Origin of the sequence: Abyssogena phaseoliformis symbiont OG214, from assembly GCF_016592595.1 — a bacterium.
Classification (GTDB): Bacteria; Pseudomonadota; Gammaproteobacteria; order PS1; family Pseudothioglobaceae; genus Ruthia.
This window is the reverse complement of sequence record NZ_AP012977.1, coordinates 832,859-857,876: the sequence shown is the minus strand read 5'-3', so window position 1 is coordinate 857,876 and position 25,018 is coordinate 832,859. Positions and strand designations below refer to the sequence as shown.

General features: G+C 36.6%; 20 protein-coding genes and 5 pseudogenes. 19 read left to right on the top strand and 6 right to left on the bottom strand.

Going from position 1 to position 25,018, the window contains the following annotated elements:
* Positions 1 to 7: 7 nt before the first annotated feature.
* Both CVPH_RS05475 and CVPH_RS05470 read left to right on the top strand, forming a co-directional pair.
* Positions 8 to 2,254 (top strand): nitric oxide reductase activation protein NorD, encoded by a 2,247-nt coding sequence (locus CVPH_RS05475; RefSeq protein WP_201340735.1) that lies wholly within the window; start codon positions 8 to 10, stop codon positions 2,252 to 2,254.
* Complete coding sequence (locus CVPH_RS05470) at positions 2,254 to 2,559, top strand: hypothetical protein (RefSeq protein WP_201340734.1); 306 nt, start codon at positions 2,254 to 2,256, stop codon at positions 2,557 to 2,559. Before CVPH_RS05475 ends, CVPH_RS05470 begins: the two co-directional genes overlap by 1 nt.
* A 101-nt stretch (positions 2,560 to 2,660) precedes the next feature.
* Here the strand turns inward: CVPH_RS05470 and mog are convergent, their stop codons facing one another.
* Positions 2,661 to 3,191: a molybdopterin adenylyltransferase gene (mog, locus tag CVPH_RS05465; protein WP_201340733.1), complete on the bottom strand. Its 531-nt coding sequence runs from the start codon at positions 3,189 to 3,191 to the stop codon at positions 2,661 to 2,663.
* A gap of 238 nt (positions 3,192 to 3,429) precedes the next feature.
* On the opposite strand from mog, the pseudogene CVPH_RS05460 reads away from it, so the two are divergent.
* From CVPH_RS05460 to CVPH_RS05400, 12 genes and pseudogenes are all read left to right on the top strand, one after another.
* A pseudogene (locus tag CVPH_RS05460) lies at positions 3,430 to 4,373 on the top strand (MFS transporter).
* A 256-nt stretch (positions 4,374 to 4,629) separates the two neighbouring features.
* Positions 4,630 to 5,746 (top strand): annotated as a pseudogene (locus tag CVPH_RS10170) (MFS transporter); the annotation flags it as partial.
* A 166-nt stretch (positions 5,747 to 5,912) separates the two neighbouring features.
* A pseudogene (locus CVPH_RS10775) lies at positions 5,913 to 9,206 on the top strand (molybdopterin-dependent oxidoreductase).
* A pseudogene (narH, locus tag CVPH_RS05435) lies at positions 9,203 to 10,732 on the top strand (nitrate reductase subunit beta). The pseudogenes CVPH_RS10775 and narH overlap by 4 nt, the downstream one beginning before the upstream one ends.
* Entirely contained in the window at positions 10,729 to 10,881 is a 153-nt protein-coding gene (locus CVPH_RS05430; RefSeq protein ID WP_201340729.1) for a hypothetical protein, read from the top strand. Before narH ends, CVPH_RS05430 begins: the two are co-directional and overlap by 4 nt.
* Positions 10,859 to 11,443: a nitrate reductase molybdenum cofactor assembly chaperone gene (gene narJ / locus CVPH_RS05425; protein WP_201340728.1), complete on the top strand. Its 585-nt coding sequence runs from the start codon at positions 10,859 to 10,861 to the stop codon at positions 11,441 to 11,443. Before CVPH_RS05430 ends, narJ begins: the two co-directional genes overlap by 23 nt.
* Positions 11,440 to 12,070, top strand: a pseudogene (gene narI / locus CVPH_RS05420) (respiratory nitrate reductase subunit gamma). The gene narJ and the pseudogene narI overlap by 4 nt, the downstream one beginning before the upstream one ends.
* A 142-nt stretch (positions 12,071 to 12,212) precedes the next feature.
* Positions 12,213 to 12,533: a hypothetical protein gene (locus CVPH_RS05415; protein WP_201340727.1), complete on the top strand. Its 321-nt coding sequence runs from the start codon at positions 12,213 to 12,215 to the stop codon at positions 12,531 to 12,533.
* Positions 12,534 to 12,601: 68 nt separating this feature from the next.
* Positions 12,602 to 12,751 (top strand): TusE/DsrC/DsvC family sulfur relay protein, encoded by a 150-nt coding sequence (locus tag CVPH_RS11230; RefSeq protein WP_425353104.1) that lies wholly within the window; start codon positions 12,602 to 12,604, stop codon positions 12,749 to 12,751.
* Positions 12,748 to 12,879, top strand: a complete 132-nt coding sequence (locus CVPH_RS11015; protein WP_342590476.1) for a TusE/DsrC/DsvC family sulfur relay protein — start codon at positions 12,748 to 12,750, stop codon at positions 12,877 to 12,879. The genes CVPH_RS11230 and CVPH_RS11015 overlap by 4 nt, the downstream gene beginning before the upstream one ends.
* 138 nt (positions 12,880 to 13,017) lie before the next feature.
* Positions 13,018 to 13,233 (top strand): HPP family protein, encoded by a 216-nt coding sequence (locus CVPH_RS05405; RefSeq protein WP_201340726.1) that lies wholly within the window; start codon positions 13,018 to 13,020, stop codon positions 13,231 to 13,233.
* A 17-nt stretch (positions 13,234 to 13,250) separates the two neighbouring features.
* Positions 13,251 to 13,385 carry an HPP family protein gene (locus CVPH_RS05400; protein ID WP_245396145.1) on the top strand — a complete coding sequence of 45 codons (135 nt, stop codon included), beginning with the start codon at positions 13,251 to 13,253 and terminating at the stop codon, positions 13,383 to 13,385.
* A 63-nt stretch (positions 13,386 to 13,448) separates the two neighbouring features.
* Here the strand turns inward: CVPH_RS05400 and moaD are convergent, their stop codons facing one another.
* Genes moaD through CVPH_RS05380 form a run of 4 tightly spaced genes read right to left on the bottom strand, consistent with a single transcriptional unit; the run spans position 13,449 to position 16,495 of the window.
* Positions 13,449 to 13,685, bottom strand: a complete 237-nt coding sequence (gene moaD / locus CVPH_RS05395) for a molybdopterin converting factor subunit 1 (protein WP_201340724.1) — start codon at positions 13,683 to 13,685, stop codon at positions 13,449 to 13,451.
* A gap of 20 nt (positions 13,686 to 13,705) precedes the next feature.
* A complete protein-coding gene (gene moaA / locus CVPH_RS05390; RefSeq protein WP_201340723.1) occupies positions 13,706 to 14,701 on the bottom strand; it encodes a GTP 3',8-cyclase MoaA in 996 nt (331 codons plus the stop codon).
* Positions 14,694 to 15,233 (bottom strand): cyclic pyranopterin monophosphate synthase MoaC, encoded by a 540-nt coding sequence (gene moaC / locus CVPH_RS05385; RefSeq protein ID WP_201340722.1) that lies wholly within the window; start codon positions 15,231 to 15,233, stop codon positions 14,694 to 14,696. The genes moaA and moaC overlap by 8 nt, the downstream gene beginning before the upstream one ends.
* Positions 15,230 to 16,495: a molybdopterin molybdotransferase MoeA gene (locus tag CVPH_RS05380; RefSeq protein WP_201340721.1), complete on the bottom strand. Its 1,266-nt coding sequence runs from the start codon at positions 16,493 to 16,495 to the stop codon at positions 15,230 to 15,232. The genes moaC and CVPH_RS05380 overlap by 4 nt, the downstream gene beginning before the upstream one ends.
* Positions 16,496 to 16,576: 81 nt before the next feature.
* Between CVPH_RS05380 and mobA the strand changes: the two genes are divergently transcribed.
* Entirely contained in the window at positions 16,577 to 17,161 is a 585-nt protein-coding gene (gene mobA, locus CVPH_RS05375; RefSeq protein WP_201340720.1) for a molybdenum cofactor guanylyltransferase MobA, read from the top strand.
* Positions 17,162 to 17,163: 2 nt separating this feature from the next.
* Here mobA and moaE read toward each other — a convergent pair whose 3' ends face one another.
* Entirely contained in the window at positions 17,164 to 17,613 is a 450-nt protein-coding gene (gene moaE, locus CVPH_RS05370) for a molybdopterin synthase catalytic subunit MoaE (RefSeq protein WP_201340719.1), read from the bottom strand.
* A gap of 288 nt (positions 17,614 to 17,901) precedes the next feature.
* On the opposite strand from moaE, the gene nirB reads away from it, so the two are divergent.
* The 4 genes from nirB to CVPH_RS05350 are packed head-to-tail and all read left to right on the top strand — an operon-like array spanning position 17,902 to position 24,947.
* A complete protein-coding gene (gene nirB, locus CVPH_RS05365) occupies positions 17,902 to 20,277 on the top strand; it encodes a nitrite reductase large subunit NirB (RefSeq protein ID WP_201340718.1) in 2,376 nt (791 codons plus the stop codon).
* 15 nt (positions 20,278 to 20,292) lie between these two features.
* Complete coding sequence (locus CVPH_RS05360) at positions 20,293 to 21,759, top strand: MFS transporter (protein WP_201340717.1); 1,467 nt, start codon at positions 20,293 to 20,295, stop codon at positions 21,757 to 21,759.
* Positions 21,760 to 21,761: 2 nt separating this feature from the next.
* Positions 21,762 to 23,462: a bifunctional protein-serine/threonine kinase/phosphatase gene (locus CVPH_RS05355; protein ID WP_201340716.1), complete on the top strand. Its 1,701-nt coding sequence runs from the start codon at positions 21,762 to 21,764 to the stop codon at positions 23,460 to 23,462.
* Between the two features lie 9 nt (positions 23,463 to 23,471).
* Entirely contained in the window at positions 23,472 to 24,947 is a 1,476-nt protein-coding gene (locus CVPH_RS05350) for a molybdopterin oxidoreductase family protein (protein ID WP_201340715.1), read from the top strand.
* The last annotated feature ends 71 nt before the right edge of the window (positions 24,948 to 25,018 follow it).

Sequence of the window (25,018 nt, the reverse complement as noted above, 5' to 3'; positions counted from 1 at the left end):
TAATAGCATGGCTGACGTAAGTCAACATCAATCCTTAAATTGTGCTTTTAACACGGTTCAAAGAGTGTTTTCTGCAAATATTGAGCAAGCCACTCAAAAACTTTCAGAACAAAGTTTAATTGAGTACTACAACGGTGCTGAATTTTTAGCAAAAATTGGGCAGGGAGATGCACTGTCGATTGTTTTTTTGAAAACCATGCCTTGGGTGGGTGAGTTTTATGGTGATGGCAGTATTCAAAAAATTGTGGATTTTGCCTATCAAAAAATATCTAGAACACCCAACAAAGGAGCAGTTGAGCCATTCTTAAATAGCTTTATTGATGTTGTTGAGCATACAAACAATGAACAGCTTGATGAGTACCTGAATTTAATTGAATATCATTTAAGTAAAACCACATTTTCAGTGCACGGTATTCATGATACGCATGCTTCCCCGTCATTAATAGCCATGCTTACTAATATGCATTTGTTGTTGGAGCAATTAGAATTTAAAGGTGTTTATGAGTGGATTAATTATGGTTTAAGATATTTTCAAGACCATCCTGAACGGCAAGAGGAGTATTTTTCATTATCAAGCGCTGATTCAAAAGCTGTATTTCAACGTCAAAGAAAGGGTTTGTTGTTTAGTGATATTGAGCGAGAAATTAATTTGTTTCAGCGCGCGCTTTGGAAAACAGACTTTATGTATGCACCGTATTCTCCAGATTTTGAAAAATTAGAACATTTTCATCCTTATTTAGAAGGTAGCGTTATTCGTTTGCCTGATATTTATGAGCCATTAAACGGTATTAGTGCTTGTAAGCGCTATATGGCTTTAGTGGCACATTTGATTGCACATCACCAATTCACCACCAAGATTGTGGCTGACAATGTTTCACCACAACAAAGATTTTTTACTGAGATTTTTGAAGATGCTCGGGTTGAGTATTTGTCCATTCAAACCTACCCTGGTTTGAAAAATTTATGGTTAAGCTTAATTCCAATTGTTGATGAATTGGATTGTGATAATGAGCACCAATCTTGCTTGCGCCATCGCGCCATTATACTCACGCGTGCGCTACTTGATGACAATCATCCTTATAAAAATAAAATCATCCTAGATTATGTTGAAAAATTTAAGCTGTTAATGAGTGCAGGAGAAACAAGCACATCAGATAGTTTAAGCCTTGGTTTGGGGTATTTAATTAAAACAAGAAATGCTTCAGATGCACTGGCTAATATTTATTTTGAAAATACTGAAGTGACTTATCGAGATGATAATCGCTCAATGTGGCTGTTTATCGAAGAGTTTGATGAAGAGGATAATATTTTTGAGCATCAAAAAAAATCCGAAGAAGAAGATGAGGGGCAAGTTGAAATAATACCACCACATTATTATGATGAATGGGATTATACTTATAAGTCTTATAAGCCTGACTGGGCAGCTGTGTATGAGCGATTGCATTCGCACAGCGATGCATCAAAGATTGATAGAATTCTTGACAAACATTCAGCCCTGGTTAAGCAACTTAAAAAAGTGCTTGATTTACTCAAGCCACAAAATAAGAAACGCCTTCGTTATCAAGAAGAGGGTGCTGAGTTAGACCTTGATATTGCATTACGTAGTGTGATTGATATTAAAAATGGCTCTCAGCCTGATACCAGAATTAATATTGATTTTGAACATGATTCTCGCAGTGTATCCGTGTTATTGTTGTTAGATTTATCAGAGTCGTTAAATGAAGTTGTGGGTCAATCTGGGCAAACTATTTTAGAGCTCTCACAAGAGGCAGTATCTTTGTTGGCTTGGGCGGTGGAGCAGTTGGGTGATAATTTTGCTATTGCTGGGTTTAATTCTGACACCAGACAAAAGGTTATGTATTACCACATCAAAGGCTATGGTGAGCATTGGGATGATGCAGTAAAGTCACGTTTGGCCGATTTAAAAGCTGAATTTTCTACTAGAATGGGCGCTGCTATTCGCCACGGCGCACATTACTTAGATTTACAGCAAAGCGATAAAAAATTAATGTTGATTTTGACTGATGGAGAACCTGCTGATATTGATGTTCATGATCCAAAAACCCTAATTCAAGATGCACACAAAGCTGTGCAAGAAGCCCAACAAAAAGGCATGTACCCTTATTGTATTAGTTTGGATAAAAAAGCAGATGAATATATAGCTGATATTTTCGGCTCGCATTATTCGGTGATTGACCGCATTGAGTCTTTGCCTCAAGAGTTGCCAAAATTATTTTTATCATTGACTAAATAATGTTCATTAATACGTTTACTGTTAATATTGATTATCAAGGTCAGCATTACGCATTAAAAGATGTGATAGATATTGACCATATTATTTATCATGAGGATTTTTACCATTGCGTTTATTTATCCATTGTACGATCCAACAATATTGATTTACACTCTTATCAATTAGAAATAATGATGTTGTGGATCAAGCTATTGTTTTTTCCAATGAAAAAGAATGTGTTCAAGGATGTGGTTAGTCAAGGTGTTTTGGATTTAGTTTTATTAAAAGAAGCACACCAAAAAGGTAGAATGTTTACCAGTCATTGAGCGTATTATCCAACAGCACATTCCCCAAGCTAGAGCGTAGTGACAATATCACTACGGCGTTGATAGATGCCTATATTTTAGGAAAAAGTGCCAGTTAATTTTTACTCAAACTTTTGTTCTATAAAATCTAAATCAATCTGAATATTAGACTGATCAAGTAATTCTAAACATTTGGGCACTGCCAAAAACACCGCACCTAAACATACTGCAATTGCAGTTGGCTTACCTGGCAGGTTGACAATTAAGCTACTGCCACGTGTGCCTGCCGTTTGGCGGGATAAAATAGCTGTAGGAACCGTACGCAATGATACGTTACGCATTTGCTGCGCAAAGCCATCAAAGATGCGTTCACATACAGTATGCGTTGCTTCGGGCGTTACATCACGTGTTGTAGGTCCAGTGCCACCAGTGGTGAAAATTAGGTTGCAACACTTGTTATCAGCAAAATCAATCATGGTTTTTTCAATTAAAGATTGCTCGTCTTCAATAATAATGGTTTCTATCTCATAAGGAGATAGAACGGCATTTTTAATCCAATCTTGCATAGCAGGACCACTAATATCCTCATATTCACCGCGAGCAGCGCGATCAGATATAGTAATAAAGCCAATTTTAATGTTTGTTTTGCTCATATATTTAAAGACCAGTTAGTTAATTTTTTTGATTAATTTTACCATTCAAGAGATTGTTAAAAATAGTCTAATTAGTCAATTTTAACCAAATTCAAATTATTTTCTTACTTTGCTTTGATATAAATATAAAAAACTTATATTTTCTTGGCCTAGGTCAAGGGCTTTAATTAGATTGAGTGTAAAATTACCCCATTTATTTTAAATTAAACCAAAGGAGAGAGTTATGGATTTATCAATGATTAGTAGTCAAAAATCACAAGCTAATTTAGTCTTAGCGGCTAATACTATTGCATTTACAACGTGTTTTGCTGTGCGGGCCATGTTTTTCAATTATTAGTATCCCAATTAAAGAGTTGTTGGCATCATCAGAGACCCAATTTGGACTATTGGTAGCAACCCCTGTTCTAACAGGTTCACTGTTTAGATTGCCAATGGGTATGTTGACTGACAAAATTGGTGGCTGTATTGTTACTTTATTTTAATGCTGACCATGATTATTCCATTATGGTTTATTGGTGATGCAACCCAGTATTAGCAATTCTTAGTATTGGGCTTGTTTGTGGGTATTGCCTATACTGCCAAATGGTTTGATAAAGAGCATCAAGGTTTTGCCATGGGTATTTTTGGTGCGGCGTTAACTAAATTTATTGCGCCTTCCTTGGTAGTGGTTTACAGCTAGCAAGCAGTGCCAAAAATTTATGCGGTTGTTCTTTCTTTGTGGATGACAAAATATTATTTCAATGAATATGGGTTTGAACTAACCACTGCGGCATTGCTAGCAGCAGTTTTTGTATTACCTTCAGATGTCATTCGTGCGTTGGGCGGGTGGTTTTCAGATAAGTATGGTGCTTACAAGTAACTTGGTGGGTGATGTGGATTTTATTAATTAGTTTATTTTTCTTATCCTATCCTATCCACAAACTGCTTTGGTGATTAAAACAACCACAGGTGAGACAATGTTTGATTTAAGTCTTAATGTTTGGGTGTTTGCTGATTTTTTGTTTGTTTTAGGCATTGCTTTGGGGTTTGGCTGGCGGTGTGGGTGGTTTTTTATTGCCGATTATGTTTGGCATGTTGATTGACTATACAGGTATTAATAGTGTGGTATTTATGCTGTTGTATGGCGCAACAGTAATTTCTTTGGTTTGGATGTATTTTACTTTTGCTAAAGAGAAAAAATAAAACATGCTAAAAAAGCAAGAGAAGAGGCGTTAAAAGAATTTGCACAAACACACGACAACCCTGATGATGTGATTGCTGTTCAAGCGGTGTTAGAACAAATAGATTTGATTGAAGAATTTAATAAAAGATACAACGAGTTTAAACAAGAACGTATTAAATAATTTTTAATAAAGGAGATCAAAATGGCTCAAGATATAAAAAGCTGGAATCCGGATGATAAGTCCGAATGGGAAAGCACAGGTAAAGCAATTGTAATTTGTGGATATCTATTCCAAGTTTATTATTAGGTTTTGGTGGCGGTAACTTTGCCTCTTCAATGTCTAATATTTCCTTTTTCTTTCCAAAGAAAATTCAAGGTTATTCTTTAGGTATGAATGCTGGTTTGGGTAATTTTGGTGTAACCACCATGCAAATTGTGATTCCATTGGTGATGACTCTTGCAGTGATGGGTAACCCAACAGAATTGCAAATTGCCTCAGGCACTTTGATTGGCAAAATTCCTGCTGGCACTGATACCTATTTGCAAAATGCAGGTTATATTTGGTTGATTATTTTAATTCCACTTTCTATTGCCTCTTGGTTAAGTATGAACAATATTACCGAAGATCATGTTTCTCCTAAAATTGGATCAACTTTAGGAGCGTTTATTAAAATTATTGTAATGTTGATTTTAGGTCTTGTAACTGCAGCTTTTGGCTTGTGGTTGATGTTGTCTGAAGTGGCATATGGGTCAGGATTAATGACAAGTAAATGGGTGGTACTACCTATTATTGCTTTAACAGTATTTTTATTAAAGTTCTTACCTTTGAGTACTGACTATAAAAGAAGGTTTGAGGCGTCAGTATAAGATTTTTGAAAACAAGCACACTTGGGTGATGACTATTATTTATGTAATGACATTTGGCTCTTTTATTGGTTATACAGCAACGTTAGCTTTTTCAATTAAAGTTATTTTTGGTTTTCAGCATATTATGGTTAACGGTGTTATGACGCACAATACTGTCAATTTGAATAGTCCTTCGGCACTTACTTATGTTTGGATGGGTGCTTTTGTTGGCATGATTGCCGATAAGATTGCGGTGCTAAGGTAACACAAATTATCTCTGGTGTTATGACGTTATTAGCATTAGGCGTGGCTTATTTTATGAAACAAGCCTATGCTAGCGCCACACCAGAGGAGTTTTTCTGGCTGTTTTTATTTTATTTGTGGTGTTATTTGTAATGACTAGCTTAGGTAATGGCTCCACTTTTAGAACCATTTCACAAGTGTTCAACAAAGAACAAGCAGGTCCTGTACTGGGTTGGACATCTGCAGTAGCGGCGTGTATGGTGCGCTTATCATTCCTAAGGTGTTTGTTGGTGAACAAATTAAAGTAATGCGAGTTATTCCTCTTTATCAAAAAAAATATGTGTTATTTTTTTGATAAAGTATTTGATTTATTGACCTACATCAAGGTTTTATTAAAAGCACTGAGTAGAATAATGTTTCAATGATTAAAATTTAGTAATTAACAAATAAGATAGAAATAGGAGATAAGAATGAGTCATTTATTAGATAGAATAACATTTTTTAATAAAACAAAGCCCGAAGATTTTTCTAATGGTCATGGAAAGTTGGTACATGAGAATAGAGATTGGGAAATGGCATATCGCAACCGTTGGGGCATGATAAAGTTGTTCGTTCAACGCATGGTGTTAACTGCACAGGTCTCATGTAGTTGGAAAATTTATGTAAAAAATGGCTTGGTGACTTGGGAGACACAACAAACCAACTACCCAAGAACTTGTCCAGATTTGCCAGACCATGAGCTTAGAGGCTGTCAAAGAGGTGCAACGTACTCATGGTATTTATATAGCTCTACTCGCCTTAAATATCCTTTGATTCGCTCTAGATTATTAAAAATTTAGCGTGATGCTAAAAAATAAAATGTTGCACCCTGTTGATGCATGGAAATCCATTATGGATGATAAAGCCAAAACGAAAGAATACAAACAAGTTCTTGGGTAGGTGGTATGGTTCGTGCCGACTGGGAGGGGGTTAATGAAATTATTGCAGCTGTCAATATCTACACTGCCAAAACTTATGGTCCAGACAGGGTTGTTGGTTTTTCACCTATTCCTGCAATGTCAACGGTGTCTTATGCAGCAGGCTCTCGTTATTTATCATTAATTGGCGGTATTTGTTTAAGTTTTTATGACTGGTATTGTGATTTACCGCCATCATCACTTCAAACCTGGGGTGAGCAAACTGACGTGCATAGAAAATGCTGATTGGTATAACTCATCTTATATTATGGCATGGGGCTCTAATGTGCCTCAAACCCGTACCCCAGGATGCTCACTTTTTTACAGAATCTCGTTATAACGGCACCAAGACGATTGCAGTAACCCCTGATTTTAGTGAAGTTGCTAAGTTGTCTGATGAATGGATGAGTCCAACTCAAGGTACGGATGCAGCCCTTGCTATGACAACGGGGCATGTGATTTTAAAAGAGTATCACGTCACCAACAAAAGCGAATATTTTACCAACCATATCAAGCAATATACAGACATGCCGTTTTTGGTAATATTGGAAGAAAAAGAAGGTGTGCTTGCAGCTGGGAGAACGCTTCGAGCTTCAGATATTTATGGCGCTTTGGGCGAAAAAGATAATACTGAATGGAAGCCATTATTGATTGATGGCACTACTAATGAAATCGTATCCAATGGTTTCCCGTATTTTAATAACAAAGCACACGACCAAGAAATATTTACAAACACAGAACATGATTCTGTTTTAATGAGAAACGTACCCATTAAGACAGTTAAATTGGCTAACGGCAAGCAAGTTAAAGTTGCAACTGTGTTTGATTTAATGATGGCAAACTATAGTGTTGATCAAGGATTAGGTGGCGATAATATGGCCGCTTCATTTGATGATGCACACCTTACATGCCCGCTTGGTGTGAAAAAGTAACAGGCATGCCAAAAGAACAAACCATTCGTATTGCTAGAGAATTTTCAGAAAATGCGGATAAAACACAAGGTAAATCAATGGTCATTTTAGGGACTGCTGTTAACCATTGGTACCATATGGATATGATTTATCGTGGCATCATTAACATGTTAATGATGTGTGGTTGTATTGGTAAGTCAGGTGGCGGCTGGTCTCATTGTGTGGGTCAAGAAAAACTTCGTCCACAAACAGGGTGGCAGCCATTGGTATTTGCGCTGGATTGGCATCACCCACCCCGCCATATGAATGGTACACTTCATTCTTTTATAATCATTCTAGCCAATGGCGGTATGAGAAATTAGAAGTTGATGATATTTTATCTCCATTAGCGAATAAAAAAGAATGGGAAAACTATTCTATGATAGATTGTAATGTTCGCAGTGAAAAAATGGGCTGGTTGCGCCTTCTGCGCCACAGTTTGAAGAAAAACCTATTAGAAATTACTAAGCAAGCAGAAAAAGCAGGCATGAATGTTAAGGATTATATTGTTAAGCAACTTAAATCTAAAGACTTGAAGCTCTCTTGTGAAGACCTTGACAATTCAAAAAACTTTCCTCATAACATGCTTATTTAGCGTTCTAATTTATTGGGCTTTAGTGGCCAAAGGCCATGAGTATTTACTTAAGCATTTACTAGGTGCACAAAATGCAGTACTGGGCAACGAGACAGACAAGAAACTATCTGAGGTTAGGTGGCGTGAAGGCGCAGAAGGTAAGGTTGATTTGTTTGTAACGCTTGATTTTAGAATGTCAACCACGTGCCTGTATTCAGATATCGTTTTGCCATCAGCAACCTGGTATGAAAAGAATGATTTAAATACTTCAGATATGCATCCATTTACTCATCCACTGTCTAAAGCAGTAGATCCTGCTTGGGAATCAAGGAGTGATTGGGATATTTATAAAGGCTTAGCCAAAAAATTCTCAGAGCTTTGTCCTGGGTATTTAGGTAAAGAAAAAGATGTGGTTGCCCTGCCTATTTTGCATGATACACCAGCAGAAATGGCGCAAGCAACTGATGTTAAAGCTTGGGAGGTATTAGGAAAAATAACAGGTAGAGACCATACTTACTTAGCAAAACCAAAAGAAGATGAGAAAATTAGATTTAGAGATGTGTAAGCATAACCTAGAAAAATCATCTCATCACCGACTTGGTCAAGACTTGAGGACGAACACGTTAGTTATAATGCAGGCTATACCAATGTACATGAATACATTCCTTGGCGAACGTTAACAGGTAGGCAGCAGTTTTATCAAGACCACAAGTGGATGGTATATTTTGGTGAAAATTTATGTACTTACAAGCCATCTGTTAATACTAAAAACAGTTGCACCTATTATTAATGAAAATGATGATGGACGCTCTCAGGTTATTCTAAATTGGATTACACCGCATCAAAATGGCTACTTATTCTGATAACTTATTAATGCTCACACTTAATCGTGGTGGTCCAGTAGTATAGATTAGTGAAATTGATGCCAAAAAGATTGGTGTGGCAGATAACGATTGGATTGAGTTATATAATGTTAATGGTACGATTGCAGCAAGAGCTGTGGTATCACAAAGAGTACCAAAAGGTATGTCAATGATGTATCACGCTCAAGAGAAAATAACCACCACGCCTGTGGCAGAAAAATCTGGGTTTAGAGGCGGTATCCACAATTGAGTCACTAGAACAATTACCAACCCAACCCATATGGTTGGTGGCTATGTACAATTGTCTTATGGATTTAACTATTATGGCACAGCGGGTTCTAATCGTGATGAGTTTGTTGTTGTACGTAAAATGAATAAAGTAGATTGGAAGGATGAGCCAGCAAAAGGAGTGAACTCATGAAAATAAAAGCACAGATAGGAATGGTTTTAAACTTGGACAAGTGTATTGATTGTCATACTTGCTCGGTAACTTGTAAAAATGTATGGACCTAGCGCTAAGGTGTTGAGTACGCTTGGTTTAATAATGTAGAAACAAAGCCTGGTATTGGCCACCCTGTTGATTGGGAAAATCAAGACAAGTGGAATGGTGGCTGGGTGTCTAAAAATGGTAAATTGCAACCAAAAATTGGCGGAAGTTTAGATTGTTAGCAAAAATATTTGCCAATCCTGATTTGCCTGAAATTGATGATTACTATGAGCCATTTACGTTTAATTATGCGCATTTGCAAAATGCACCTGAAATGGTTACACCGTCTGTGGCAAGACCACACTCTATGATTACTGGCGAAATGATGGAAAAACCAGAATGGGGGCCTAATTGGGAAGAAATTCTGGGTGGTGAATTTGAAAAACGCTCAAAAGATTACAACTTTAAAACCATAGAAAAAGAAGTTTATAGACAGTTTGAAAATACATTTATGATGTACCTACCGCGTCTGTGTGAGCACATTGCCTTAATCCAGCTTGTGTGGCAGCACGCCCATCTGGCGCTATTTATAAGCGTGAAGAAGATGGTATTGTTTTAATTGATCAAGACAAATGTCGTGGTTGGAGAGTGTGCGTTAGTGCCTGTCCTTATAAAAAGATTTATTACAATTGGCAATCTGGCAAATCAGAAAAATGTACATCTTGTTATCCAAGAATAGAATCTGGAGAGCCAACGGTTTGTTCTGAAACTTGTGTTGGTAGAATTCGCTCATTAGGCGTTATTCTTTATGATGCAGATAAAATTGAAGAAATGGCTAATATGAGTGATGAAAAAGATTTATATGAAGCTCAGTTGAGTATTTTCTTAGACCCAAATGATAAAGAAGTTCAAGCACAAGCTAAAAAAGACGGTGTACCTGATAGTTGGATTGAAGCTGCTCAAAACTCACCTGTTTATAAAATGGCAATTGACTGTAAGGTGGCTTTCCCACTGCATTCTAAGTACAGAACACTACCTATGGTTTGGTATGTGCCACCCTTATCTCCAATTCAAAATGCAATTGAAAAAGGTGTGATTGACAATCGAGGCCCTATTCTAAATGTTGAAGAGTTGCGTATTCCAATCCGTTATTTGGCGAATATGTTCACAGCAGGTGATGATAAACCTGTTATATTTGCTTTAAAGAGAATGATCGCAATGCGTAACTTTATGTGTGCAAGGCGTGTTGATAACGCCATTTTAACGGAGGTATTAGATGAGGTGATATGGTTGATGATATGTATAGAACCATGGCATTAGCTGCTTATGAAGATAGATTTGTCATTCCTACTAATCATAAAGAATATGCAGGCGAAACTCCTTTTGATAACGAAATTGCTTTTGATGCCAGGCCTTCTTGCAGATTTAGTTTTGGCAATGGTTGTTCTGAAGGTGCGACAACGGCGACTTTATTTGGTGATAAAATGCATTCTAATTCCATGAATGGAAAGATTGTATGAAAACACTTAAAGTCTTAGCTGTTTTATTATCTTATCCAGACATCAAAGTTTATAAAAATATTGATGATTTGACTGAGGTTTTAAAACAAGGATCTTTACTATCTAAAAAAACACTTAAAAGAGTTGTTGTCTTTTATAGAGGATTATAAAAACCAGGATTTTTTAGAGTTGCAAGAGCGCTTTGTGGCAAATTTTGATAGAAGTCGCGCTCATTGTTTAAACTTATTTGAGTATATTCATGGCGAATCGCACGATCGTGGTCAAGCTATGGTTGATTTAATTGATATGTATGCAAAGAAAAATTTGTTTCTTGATAAGAAAGAATTACCTGATTATCTGCCGTTATTTTTAGAGTATTTATCCTTATGCGACACTGAAGAGGCGATAGCCTCATTAGGAGATACGATTGATATTATTGCTTTAATTGGCGGGCATCTTAAAAAGAACAAATCACCTTATCGCGCTATTTTTCTTGCATTAGAAGAGTTGTCTAGCATTAAGGCAAATCAATTTAAAGTGGCAGAAGTAATAGAAAATAGCCCTAAAGAGCCAGAAATATTAGACGAGTTATGGCAAGAACAAGAAGCATTTAGTGGAGAATCATCAGAGTGTAGCACTTGTGAAACCAACGCAACACTAACAACACGGAGATATATTATGAACACTTTTTTAGATCAGTTTTTTTCGGCTACTACCCTTATATTGCTATGACAATATTTATTATGGGCAGTGCATTACGTTATGATAGAGACCAATATACTTGGAAAGCAGACTCATCGCAATTATTACGAAAAAAAGGCGTGTTGTGGGGTAGTAACTTGTTCCATGTCGGGATTATTTTATTATTCTTTGGTCATTTTGTTGGTTTATTAACGCCAGAATGGGTGTATCACCCATTTATGAGTGCTGGGACTAAGCAAATAATGGCAATGACTGCTGCTGGTATTTTTGGCACAATGTGTTTGGTTGGTATGTTAATTTTATTAAATAGACGCTTGTTTGATAAGTGTATTAGCAAAACCAGTAAGTTTAGCGATACTTTTATCTTGCTTTACCTATTTGCACAGTTATTGTTAGGGTTGTTAACCATTCCTTATTCAGCACAACATTTAGATGGCAGTTCAATGGTTGTTTTGGCTAATTGGGAACAACACATCACTACCTTTAGAAACGGGTGCTGCTGATTTTATTATTGCCGAAGTTTGGGTATCTAAGTTGCATTTAATATTAGGTATGACGCTTTTTGTTATTTTTCAATTTACTCGATTGGTGCATATTTGGAGTGTGCCAGTGCAATATCTAACCCGCACAAATTATCAAATAGAGAGAAGAAAGTAATTAATTATGCCCATTAAAGTCAACCATGCAGAAATTAGCGATGATGATGTATTACAAGAAATGCAATTATCAAACAGATGCTTCAAATGTAGAGGGGGTTATTTTTAAAGCAGCATAAGCATTAGTTGTTCAACAATTATTATTGCAAGCAGTCGGTGTTAAAAAAAATGCCATTAATGAGGAGGAAAAAATTAATCAACTGTTAAGTGATAATGTAATAATGCCTATAGCAAGTGTAGAATCTTGTAAGCATTATTATGATAACAATAAAGTTAAATTTTTAGACAAAGAAAGAGATGAAACATTGCTATTTGAAATGGTAGAGGTGCATATTAAAGAATATTTACAAAACCAGTCCACAACTTCTGGCATCAATGAATATAGCAAGATGCTTACTGCAGATGCGGATATACAAGGATTTGATTTTAAAGATCCTAGTGTTATGAATATAAAAATACAATAAATAATCATGAACATCAACCATAAAGAAATAGAGTTGGATGGTGAGGGCTATTTAGTTCATCCAGAAGATTGGAACAAGGAGATAGCCTTATAGAGTTAGCCACATCAGAAAATATAACGCTAACAGATGATTATTGGACTATATTTGATTTTATGAGAGATTATTATAATGAACACGGGGTTGTGCACCTGATGCTCGTCATACTACCAAACAAATAGCAATTGATTTTGATGTAGATAAAAAATCTGTCAAAGCCAAGTTGTTTAACTTGTTTCCCTATGGCTATGTAAAGCAAGCTTGTAAAATATCTGGCATGAAACGCCCAAGAGGTCGGAGTACAGGCTAAAGGCTTCAAGATTACTTTTTCTTTACTGAGTTTGATTGATTAAATTTTTATCATTCATCTCATTGAAGATGTTTTAAAATATACATATATAAATAAAGTGTATTTATGATTATTTGTTGAACTACTAAGGGGAAAGTGGTGAGTAATAAAGAATTATTAATATCAGCCATAGGTGCGTTCATAGCAGTTGTTACGGCTGGATTTTTCTCTAATGTTATTCTACAAAGCACTGGCTCCCCTTTAATTATCGCTTCAGCTAGCGCTTCAGAGAAGTTGGTATTTGGCTTGCCACACGCTTTAGTTTCTCGTTTGTGGAACTTAATTGGCGGGCATAGTGTTTCTCTGCTGTGGTAGGTGTTGCTTGTTTTTATTTGATTGCTGATACGTTATTAGCGACTTCAATTGCCATCCCACTTGCGCTTGTTGCCATGCATTTTTTGAAATGTATGCATCCACCTGGTGGCGCAACGGCAGTGACTGCCATTATTGGCGGTAGGCAGTTTTAGAGATAAAAATCCGTTTGAAGATTATTTGTAATCAGGTTGTTCATAAGAAACTGAAGATATTATTTATCCGCCAGTAACTGGCGGATAAAAGGCTACTTCATCTGTTTCACTGATAATAACCGCATCATTAGCAATTTCTTGATTGACCGCACAAAGAACATTGTTTGGAAAATGATGCTCGCCATGTTTATCAATAAGCTGTTTTTTTAATTGTGCTGTTGTGGTGTTAGTAGCAAGAATAATCTCTTCACTGGACAGTTTAAGGGATTCTTTAAGTAAAGCAAAATATAAAATTTTCATAATTTATTTTAAGTATTGTTTTACCCGCCAATTTCTACCATTTGCCGGTTGCTGATATTGTCAATAACAGAGCTAAACTCATGCTTTTCAGGTTTTTTATTAATTGCATTTAGAATCATGCGTTTAATTTCATCCTCTGTTAAATCTGAACGTACGGCGTCTTTTAAAGAAATCGAATCTTCTTGCCCTAGGCATAAGATTAAATCTCCTTTGGCAGTCAGTCTAACACGATTGCAAGTTTGGCAAAAATGGTTTGATACGGCACTGATTATGCCTACTGTAGAGTTTGTGCCTTTAATTTTAAAATTATGAGCAGGACCGGCAGTTTTATTAGATGTGATGGGGGTTAATTGATTGTTTAGGTGTTTGTTGATTTTAGCAAAAATGTCTTTTTCACTAATGTGTTGAGCAAGTGCCTTTATGCCTGACAATCCAATTGGCATGGTTTCAATAAAGCGGATATCAATGCCTTTATTAATGGCAAAATCAATCATTGGTTCGATTTCATCATCATTAACGCCACGCATTGCCACTACATTAATTTTAATTGGGCTCATGCCTGCCTGTATTGCCGCATCAATGCCTTTAATAACTTGTGTTAAATCGCCACCACGAGTAATTTCTTCAAACCTTTTAGGAATGAGTGAATCAATAGAAATGTTTACTCTATTGATGCCATTTTGATAAAGCTTTCCAGCAAATTTTTCTAATAAATGTGCATTGGTTGATAAGGGCACATCATTAATACCATCAATACGATTGATGAGCTTAGCAATTTTAGAAATACCTCTTCGTAGTAGCGGCTCGCCTCCTGTTAATCTAACTTTGGTAATGCCTAATTGTGCAAAAAGTTGAACAATTTTTTCAATATCTTCATAACTTAGAATGTCTTCACGTTTGCAATTTGGCGTGTGTTCATCATCACGACAATAAAAACATCGATAGTTGCAGTGTTCAGTCACTGAAAGTCTTAGGTAGTTAATCTCTCTACCAAATTTGTCAATTAACTTAGGCATTTTCAAGTTTCTGTCTGGATTGCTGTGTATCGCTTATCCAATGGCCAGATTTTCCGCCCCTTTTTTCTAGTAATTGAATTTCTCCAATTTTGATAAAACGATCTACTGCTTTGCACATATCATAAATAGTGAGCGCTGCTACACTTGCTGCGGTGAGTGCTTCCATTTCTACGCCAGTTTTACCGTCAAGTTTAACAAGCGTTTTAATCTCAATCGTGGCATTTTTTTCATTAGGCGTAAGCTCAACCGTTATTTTTGACAGCATTAAGGGGTGGCAAAGTGGAATTAAATCCCAGCATTTTTTAGCAGCGCAGATGCCAGCAATACGCGCTACAGCGAGTACATCTCCTTTAGCATTTGAGCCAGATAATATCAACTCAAGGGTTGATTGTTTCATACTAACCACAGCCATGGCTGTTGCTTCACGCGTGGTAACTTGTTTATCAGATACATCAACCATTTGAGCATGACCTTTTTGGTTAATATGGGTTAATTTACCCGCTTGGACTGCTGTGTGTCGCTTGTCACTCATGATAACATCTCATTTAATGGGTAAAAGTTCAGAACTTCACCTCGTTTAAAAGTGGTTTTTTCTGGAATTTCTATCAATCCATCTGCCCACACCATGGAACTAAGCACGTCAGAGCCTTGTTTTGGATACAGATTAGCCTTAGTGGGGAAGGTTGTATAGTCAAGGCGCACACGCACAAATTCACGTCTAGGTTTTGGCTTGTACCAATCAAAGTTTGCTTGAGTTTTAAAAGCAGTATTTAGATAGTGACTTGCACCTTGCATTTTTTTAATAAAAGGCCGGGCAAAGAGTAAAAAAGTTACCATGGCGGAAACTGGATTGCCCGGAAGTCCAATAAAGGCGCAACGCCCTACGCTACCAAAAGTAAGTGGATTGCCTGGTTTTATCTTGATACGCCACAAGTTTAATTGACCTAATTTTTTTACAGCAGGCTTAATATAATCCTCTTCACCAACAGACACACCACCTGTGGTTATGATTAAATTACAATCAGATTTTAATACCTCTAGCGCATCACAAGTGGCATTAAAGGTGTCTTTAATGTTGTCTAAGTTGACAACTTCGCAACCAAGTTTGCTTAGTAGTGCTACTAACGAATAGCGATTAGAGTTAAAAATTTGCCCTTGTTGTAATGTGTTTCCAGGCTTGACCAGTTCATCACCTGTGAAAAATACACCAACTTTAATTTTATGAAACACTTTAAGTTTATCTATGCCCACAGAGGCGGCCAGCGCAATATCTTGTGGTTGTAGTTGTTTTCCTTTGGGTAAGATGATATCACCTGATTGGATGTCATTACCCATAGGCCTGATGTTTTCACCCAGTAGAATGGCTCGATAAACTTCAATTTTTGATTTGTTTTCAACCAACTCGCATTCCTCTTGCATGAGCACTGTATTGGCACCTTTTGGTATGGGAGCACCCGTAAATATACGTGCTGCACAGCCTGGTGCCAGCGCATTTCCAGTGCTACCTGCAGGAATACGGTCAGTAATTTCAAATGCAAGTCCACTGGGTGTATTTATTTGATTTTCTTTAAGATTAATGACGTAGCCATCCATGGCGGAATTATCAAAACTAGGGACAGAAATATTAGCGTGTATATCAACGGCTAGCATTCTGTTTAATGTATTATCAAGTTCTATTAATTGAGCGCTATTGGTAATTTTAGCAGAATTTATTAATATTTCTAAAGCCTCATCAATAGAAAGTAAGGATTGTGGTATTGTGTCGCATCCACAATCAACTTGTTGGTTGTCCATGATAAATTTTTACGGTTTATAATTAAAGTTAATTGTTTGATTGTATCATACAGCCTATACATTCGACAACAACATACCCATATGAAAAGCATTATTAAAAGTAACATCACTGCTGTCATACTTTCAGGTGGTCAGGCCATGCGTATGAACCATCAGGATAAGGGTTTAATTTTATTTAACAATAAGCCTTTGATTAGTTATGCGGTTGATATTATCCATCAAGATGTCCATAGTATATTGGTAAGTGCCAATAGAAACCTTGATGCATATCAAAAATTTGGTGAAGTTATTACTGATAGTTTGCCTGGGTTTCAAGGACCACTTGCTGGTATTTTGTCGGCTTTAATTAAAGTCAAAACAAAATATTTATTGGTCGTGCCGTGTGATGGGCCGTTTATTAATCAAAGTCTTATGGCTAGATTATTAGAAAATATGCAATGGTCTGATGCCAGCATTTGTGTGGCAATGCAAGGGCAAAAAATGCATCCTACTTTTTCATTAATTAGGACTAATTTAAAAGACAATTTGAGTGAATTTTTAGCACAAGGCAATCGCAAGATGGGCATGTGGTTTAAGAGTAATCATGCACAAAAAGTTGATTTTTCAGATCAAGCAGAGATGTTGATTAATCTAAATTCACCTGAGGATTTTAAAATTAGGCAGTAAGATTATTCCCAACGATTTTTTTGGCTTTTGTCACTATTTTTGGCTTCAACCCATTTGCTTTTGTTTTGAGTGTGTTCTTTTTTCCAAAAAGGCGCTTGAGTTTTTAAATAGTCCATGATAAATTCGCAAGATTCAAAAGCAGATTGACGATGTTTGCTGCTTGTAATCACCAATACAATTTGATCATTAATATTTAAATCACCCACGCGATGAATAAGGGCTATATTGCCAATAGACCAACGTTTTTTGGCTTGATTAACAATAGATTTTAGTGCTTTTTCAGTCATCCCGGGGTAATGCTCTAACGTCATTTTTTGAATTGTAGCGTCATCTAAGTCACGTACAAAGCCAACAAAACTGACCACTGCGCCAATATCAGAATCGTTTTTTTTGACCAGTGCTATTTCTGTTGATAAGTCAAAATCTTGTTGTTGTATAATTATTTTATCCATGTTAAAAAACCTTAATAATAAAAATATTATAATAAATTAAGTCACTTTAGCTTAATTTTTTGATATAATTTCACGCAGTTACCTAATGAAGGGCGACAACAAACACAGACGTTTACTTAATTTTTCTTGATGGGATTATTAAGTAAGCGTTTTTTTTCGTCAATTTCAAAGTAGAGTTGGCAATTGGGTATTGAAGCCAGTTATTGTATGTCTATGTATATAAATGCGATAACTGGCTCTTTTGCTTTATAAGAAGCATAAAACATTAAAACAAGGCAGGGAAATAGCATGAAAAATTTAGTCATAGTTGGATCGGGAATGAGTGCCATGAAGGTGGTTGATGAGGTGTTAAAAATTGACCCACTAATGTATCAAATTACCATTATTGGTGAAGAAAAGGTATTGCCATATAACAGAATTATGCTCTCACCTGTTTTAGCAGGAGAGAAAGATTTTGAAGATATAAAGACGCATGACGAGTCTTATTTTTCTCAAAATAACATTACCTTTAAACCAGGTTGTTTGGTGTCATCTATTGATAGATTAAATAAAAGTATTTTATTAACCAATGAGAAGGCATCATATTCAGTAGCATACGATCGATTAGTGATTTGCACAGGATCAAAGCCTTTTATTTTGCCATTGCCAGGTAAAACGTTAGAGGGTGTGGTGTCGTTTAGAGATATTTATGATGTTGAGTATATGCAATCAAAAGTTGGCCAAGCTAAAAAAGTATCCGTAATTGGTACAGGTTTATTAGGACTTGAGGCTGCTAATGGGCTCAATGAGTTAGGGTTTGATGTCACCGTGATTGGCAATATGGATTCTATTATGAATAGGCAACTAGATGCTTCATCTGGTGGCTTATTGCAAAAAGTATTAGAGCAGAAAAATATTAAATTCAAGTTAGGTGCAATCACTAATAAAATTATTGGAACAAATACAGTTAAAGCCTTGGGCTTTAAGGATGGAACGGCAATGGATGTTGATATGGTTGTTATGTCGGTAGGCATCATTCCTGAAGATTCTTTAGCCAAAGTTGCAGGGTTACAGACAGATAGAGGTATTATTGTGGGTGATACAATGATGACCTCTGATCCTGCTATTTACTCAGTAGGCGAGTGTATTAAGCACCGAGGCATGTCGTATGGTTTAGTAGCACCACTGTTTGAACAAGCGCGTGTGTGTGCTGAGCAGGTGTGTGAGGTGTCACATCATATGTACACAGGCTCAGATATTTTTACCAAGCTAAAAATTTCAGGTGTGGATGTCTTCTCAGCAGGGGAATTCGATAATCCTGAAGATGAAGTTATGTGTTCCAAGGATCATGCACTTAACACTCGTAAAAGATTGTCTATTAGAGACAACAAATTGGTTGGTGCAGTTTTATTTGGCGATTCAACAGATGGATTGTTTTATTTTGACTTAATCAAAAAAGAAACAGACATTACCAGCATTCGTAAAACTTTACTATTTGGTGATATTAATATTGACGACTCAAGCGCAGGTGCCAAAGGTGTTGAGAAGATGGCCGAGGATGAGCAAGTATGTGGTTGCATGGGTGTTACCAAAGGCGATATTGTTAGTACAGTGGCAGGTGGTTGTAACACTTTTGAAGCATTACAAGAAGAAACGGGTTGTGCTACAGGTTGTGGTGGTTGCGCTTCAGTTGCCAAACAAGTATTTAGTTTTGTTTCTGGCGCTGAAATATTAAGTAAAGATGCTTTGTGTGATTGTACAAAACACTCAACAGAAGAAGTGCGTCAATATATTAGAGCATTAGACAAAGTTGTTAGTGTTGATGATGTTCGAGGTAAACTTGATTTTGATAATACTTGCGAAGCTTGTGGTGCCACTATTAACTATTATTTATCTTCACAGTTTAATGAAGCATATATTCATAATGATGATGAACGACCGCACAATGAAAAAATGCATGCTAATAAGCAAAGAGACGGTACTTATTCCATTGTGCCACAAATGCAAGGTGGATTAACAACACCTAAAGAACTCAAGGCATTGGCTGATATTGCCGTTAAATATGAGGTTCCCACGATTAAAGTTACTGGTGGGCAGCGCATTGACTTATTAGGCATTCCTAAGGAAAACTTAAACGACATGTGGGATGAAATGACTGAGGCAGGTATGGAATCTGGTTATGCTTATGGCAAAGCCACTAGAACGTGTAAATCCTGTGTTGGCACAGATCATTGCATGATGGGTACGCAAGATTCTATGGGGCTTTCTATTAAAATGGAAGATGCTATTTGGTCACACTTTATGCCACACAAATTTAAAATGGGTGTGAGTGGTTGCCCGCGTAATTGTGCCGAAGTTACGATTAAAGATTTTGGCGTGATTTGTACTGAAAAAGGTTATGAAATTCATGTGGCAGGTGCTTGTGGGATTCGAACTAAGATCTGTTTGAAAGATAGATTTTTTGAAACCGAAGAAGAAGTGATTGAATATCTTAAGGCTTTTGTGCAGTTATATCGTATTGAGGCTAATTATCTTGAGCGAGTGATGCATTTTGAGGAACGCGTGGGCCTAGACTATATTCAATCCAAACTAAAGACACCTTCAATGATCAAACATTATGCAGACTTGTTACCCAAAACCATTAAAAACCCATGGGAAGCAGCAGACCATAGGCGTTCAGCATAATATAAGGAGTTAATCATGGAAGATAAATTAAATCTATTTTCATTTAAGGGCAAGTATCGCATTTTGCATTTAACTTGGTTTGCTTTTTTTATGACCTTTGTTATATGGCTTAACCTTGGGCCAATGATGCCATTTATACAACAAGCCTTGTCATTAAGCGAGCAACAGGCAAAAGTGTTGCTAATTCTTAATGTTGCTATGACCATTCCAGCAAGAATTGTGGTTGGTATGCTAGTTGATAAATTCGGGCCTAAAATTATGTTCTCCTCTATTTTGGTTTTAGGCGGGCTTGTTTCAATTGCATTTAGTTGGATGCAATCTTATGAACAACTTGCTCTGCTTAGGTTTTTGTCAGGTTTTATTGGCGCTGGATTTGTGGTCGGTATTCGTATGATTTCTGAGTGGTTTCCAGCAAAACAAACGGGTACTGCACAAGGTATTTATGGTGGCTGGGGTAATTTTGGTGCATTTGGTGCGGCCATGTCATTACCTTTTATCGCAAGTAGTTTTGGCGAGATTGATGGTTGGCGTTATGCGATTACCATTGCTAGTGTATTGGCAATAGGCTATGGTATTTTTTATTACTTTAATGTCGCTAATACGCCCAAAGGGTCCACTTATTTTAAGCCTAAAAAAATGGGCGCAATGGAAGTGAGTAGCTATTCGGATTTGGTGTTGTATATTTTAATGAATGTACCCTTATATCTTGCTTTGTCGCTACTCACTTGGAAATTATCACCTGAAAAAATGAATATTATTTCATTAAGTGTGGCGTTTGGCGTGTATATTGTTTTGGCATCGGTGTTTGTTTTCCAAGTGTTTAAAACTTGGACTATTAATGCGCAGCATTTAAAGAATTCTGTGCCTAAGCAACATCAATATAACTTTAAACAGGTGGCGATTTTGGATTGGGCTTATTTGGTTACTTTTGGTACTGAATTGGCTGTGGTTTCAGTTCTAGCCATGTTTTATGTTGATTGGTTTGAGTTGCCCAAAATTACAGCAGCTTTGTTGGCAGGTGTGTACCCATTTATTAATTTATTTGCCAGACCAGGTGGTGGTTATTTGAGCGATAAATACGGTCGAAAGGTAACATTAGTTGTGCTTTTCTCTGGCATTACTTTAAGTTTTTTAGCATTGGGCAATGTGGATAAAAGCTGGTCTATCTATTTAGTGGTGGCGTTGACAGTTATTGGCGGTATTTTTTCCAAGGCAGGCTCAGGCGCGGTATTTGCTTGTGTGCCACTAATCCAAAGAAGGCTAACAGGTCAGATTGCAGGTATGGTAGGCGCATTTGGCAATGTGGGTGCAGTATTGTTCTTAACTGCAAATTCTTTGGTAGATTATGATGAGTTTTTTATGCTAATTGGCATGGTTAGTGCGGTAGTATTAGCACTAATTGTTATCTTTTTAGAAGAACCGAAAGGACACATGACTGAGATTTTAGACGATGGTACGGTTGAAATAATCAAGCTAAATTAATTATGAAACAATTAAAAGTCATTGTTAATTCACACTGCATTGCAGGTGTTAAGGAGGAAAACCAAGATGCCTGCGCTTACCATGTGCCCAACCCTCAAACACTAGAATACAAAGGGATTGTAGGCGTTATTGCCGATGGCGTAAGTGCTTGCGAGCGAGCCAAAGAAGCAAGTGGTTGTTGTGTTAAAGGGTTTTTGAGTGATTATTATTCAACCCCTGAATCTTGGAGCGTTGAATATTCAGCTGGTCAAGTCATCTCAGCACTTAATAATTGGCTGTATTCCCAATCAATGCGTTTTGGTGAAATTTCATCCATGTTATGCACGCTTAGTGTGGTTATTATTAAATCAAATACCGCACATATTTTTCATGTAGGAGATTCACGAATCTATCGTTATAGAAAAGGCGTGTTGACACAACTGACCAAAGACCATATTCTAAGCCTCAACAAAGAAAAAACCTATCTATCAAGAGCGATGGGTTTTGATTTAAGCATTAATGTTGATTACCAAACTTTTGATCTTGAACTGGGCGATCAATTTTTAATGACAACTGATGGTGTGCATGACTATTTACAACATGCATCATTAGCAACATTAATGGATAAAAGCTCGTCTGCTGATAAGATTGTTAAACAGGCAATTAAGCAAGATTCTCAAGATAATGTTTCGGCTATGATTATAACGATTGAGCAATTGCCAGAGAAAAATCTAGGTGAAGCGTTTGATGAATTAACCCAAAAACCTGTACCACCTGAATTAACTAAGGGCATGAAAGTCAATGGTTTTGAGATAGAATCTTTAATTATTTCAAGTGCAAAAATGCAACTGTATTTGGCTAAAGATATTGTGACTAAACAATTAGTCGCCCTTAAAACTCCTTCTGTTAATTTTGAAGATGATCCAGAATACTTACAACATTTTATGTATGAAAAGTGGGTAGGGCAACGAGTGCAAAGCCCCAATGTCGTCAAAATTTACAACAGTCATAAAAAAGCCAACTTTTTGGCTTATGCCATGGTGTATGTTAAAGGGCAAACTTTGCGAGCGTGGATGGATGTAAATAGGCATCCTGATATTGAAGTGGTGGTGAGTTTTGTGAAGCAAATTATTCAAGGGCTTCGAGCATTTCACCGCCAAGAAATGTTGCATTGTGATTTAAAGCCAGAAAATATCATGATTGATGAAATTGGCCAAATTAAAATTATTGATTTTGGCTCAGCCAGAATTGCAGGCGTAGCAGAATTGGTTAACCCTATTAATTTCATAGCTAATCAGGGCACGCAAGGTTATACTGCACCAGAGGTTATTTTAAATGAAAGTGTTTCACAAGCCTCTGATCAATTTAGTTTAGGTGTGATTGTGTATGAGATGTTTTCATCTCATCTGCCTTATCAAAATAAATTAGATAAGAGTCTGAGCACTAAGAAATTATCTAAATTAATTTATGAGCCAGTGTTGATATACAATCCAAATTTACCTGTATGGATTGATGGCGCTATACGCAAGGCGTGTTGCTTAGATTATGCGCAAAGGTATGAGGCTTTGTCAGAATTTTTATATGACTTAGAACATCCAAATTTAGTGTTTTTATTACCTCAAAAGAACAAGCAACCAAAATTAAAGTTAACTAAATACCGGCTATTAAGTGCACTATCGCTTGCGTTAAATTTTATTTTGTTGTTAATGTTGGTTTTTAAGTAAAAGAAAAGAATGATGGATTTTAAGACAACTTGCCCTTACTGCGGCGTGGGGTGTGGCATTGAAATTACCCGAACGGGGTCTGTATTAAAATTAACAGGGGATAAAGGCTCTCCTGTTAATCAAGGCATGCTTTGTATTAAAGGGCAGACTTTATTAGAAACAGTAGGCACAGATAATGAGAGATTAATCAATCCATCATTAGGTAGTTGGGACAAGTCCATTAAAGCCATGGCCAAAGCGTTTGAATCAACACCAAAACATCAAATAGCTTTGTACTTGTCTGGGCAAATGTTAATGGAAGATTTTTATGTTGCTAGGCAATTTGCAGAGGCTTACGGCATTGATAACATTGAAAGTAATTCAAGGTTATGCATGTACTCTACTGTTAAGGCCAACAAAAGAGCCTATGGTGCTGACATTGTACCTGTGTCATTTGATGATATTTATCAAGCACAAACTATTTTTATTATTGGCAGTAATACTGCAGATTGCCACCCTATTGTATTTAATCATATCAAAAAATCCAAAGCTTTTGTGGTTTGTGTTGATGTCTATGAAAGCACCACAGCCAAAAAATCTGATTTATTTATTCAAGTTGAGCCTGGCAAAGACATGGACATTATTAATAATCTGCCTCACCAATCTTGGTTTAAAGACAAAAAAGTACTCAGTGTCTACTCACAAGGATTAACCCAATCAACTGATGCAACTGATAAGGTCAATGCCTTGATTAATGCACATATTATCACTGGAAATATCAACAAACCTGGTTGTGGCGTGTTATCTTTAACAGGGCAATGCAACGCCATGGGTGGTCGTGAAATTGGCATACGAACAAATGATTTAACCGCCACTGAATTTTTTTCCAACAATCAAATTAAGACCTTATGGGTAATGGCAACAAATCCTGCACATAGCATGATTAACTATCGACAATTTGAAACATTAATTGTGTCTGATTTTACAAAAACTCTAACCACTGACGATGCAGACATCGTTTTGCCAGCATGCAGCTGGTCAGAAAAAACAGGGCACATAAAAAACTCAGAACGCAGATATTTAAAGCAAAATGCCTTTTTACCACCTGCTGGCGACTCAAAACCTGATTGGGAAATTATTTGCTTACTTTCTAAAGAATTAGGACTTGATGGATTTGATTATCAATCAGCAGGTGATATCTGGCAACAAATGGATATTGATGAGTCTTGGCAGCCTAGAATTCAAGTTAAAGAAGAGCTGGTAACTATTAAAGTCACTAATCGCATTGATAACGATTCAATTAACAACGTTAGACTTTTGACCCAATGGCACTCAATGTCACGGACAGGTAAAAGCAAAACCCTTAATAAAATGACAAAAGTTTCTAATGAGGTTATCTCTATACATCATGTAACCAACGCTGAATTGTTTAAAAACAAAACTGTTGAACTGGATAAATATTCTAAACAACCTTGTTTTAAGGGTTCAATAAGTAAAATGAAATGACCGCAGTGCTGATAATGGCCTAATATTTTCTTAGATACAATGCTTTAAGTTACTTTTTTTTAATTCACTAT

Excerpts from the sequence above, each read along its gene's own strand:
- moaE (WP_201340719.1), bottom strand. The coding sequence starts at position 17,613 with ATGGATAAAATAATTATACAACAACAAGATTTTGACTTATCAACAGAA.
- moaA (WP_201340723.1), bottom strand. The coding sequence starts at position 14,701 with ATGCCTAAGTTAATTGACAAATTTGGTAGAGAGATTAACTACCTAAGA.
- CVPH_RS05430 (WP_201340729.1), top strand. The coding sequence starts at position 10,729 with ATGAAAACACTTAAAGTCTTAGCTGTTTTATTATCTTATCCAGACATC.
- CVPH_RS05360 (WP_201340717.1), top strand. The coding sequence starts at position 20,293 with ATGGAAGATAAATTAAATCTATTTTCATTTAAGGGCAAGTATCGCATT.
- moaD (WP_201340724.1), bottom strand. The coding sequence starts at position 13,685 with ATGAAAATTTTATATTTTGCTTTACTTAAAGAATCCCTTAAACTGTCC.
- moaC (WP_201340722.1), bottom strand. The coding sequence starts at position 15,233 with ATGAGTGACAAGCGACACACAGCAGTCCAAGCGGGTAAATTAACCCAT.
- CVPH_RS05350 (WP_201340715.1), top strand. The coding sequence starts at position 23,472 with ATGATGGATTTTAAGACAACTTGCCCTTACTGCGGCGTGGGGTGTGGC.
- CVPH_RS05470 (WP_201340734.1), top strand. The coding sequence starts at position 2,254 with ATGTTCATTAATACGTTTACTGTTAATATTGATTATCAAGGTCAGCAT.
- CVPH_RS05475 (WP_201340735.1), top strand. The coding sequence starts at position 8 with ATGGCTGACGTAAGTCAACATCAATCCTTAAATTGTGCTTTTAACACG.
- CVPH_RS05380 (WP_201340721.1), bottom strand. The coding sequence starts at position 16,495 with ATGGACAACCAACAAGTTGATTGTGGATGCGACACAATACCACAATCC.
- mobA (WP_201340720.1), top strand. The coding sequence starts at position 16,577 with ATGAAAAGCATTATTAAAAGTAACATCACTGCTGTCATACTTTCAGGT.
- mog (WP_201340733.1), bottom strand. The coding sequence starts at position 3,191 with ATGAGCAAAACAAACATTAAAATTGGCTTTATTACTATATCTGATCGC.
- CVPH_RS05355 (WP_201340716.1), top strand. The coding sequence starts at position 21,762 with ATGAAACAATTAAAAGTCATTGTTAATTCACACTGCATTGCAGGTGTT.
- nirB (WP_201340718.1), top strand. The coding sequence starts at position 17,902 with ATGAAAAATTTAGTCATAGTTGGATCGGGAATGAGTGCCATGAAGGTG.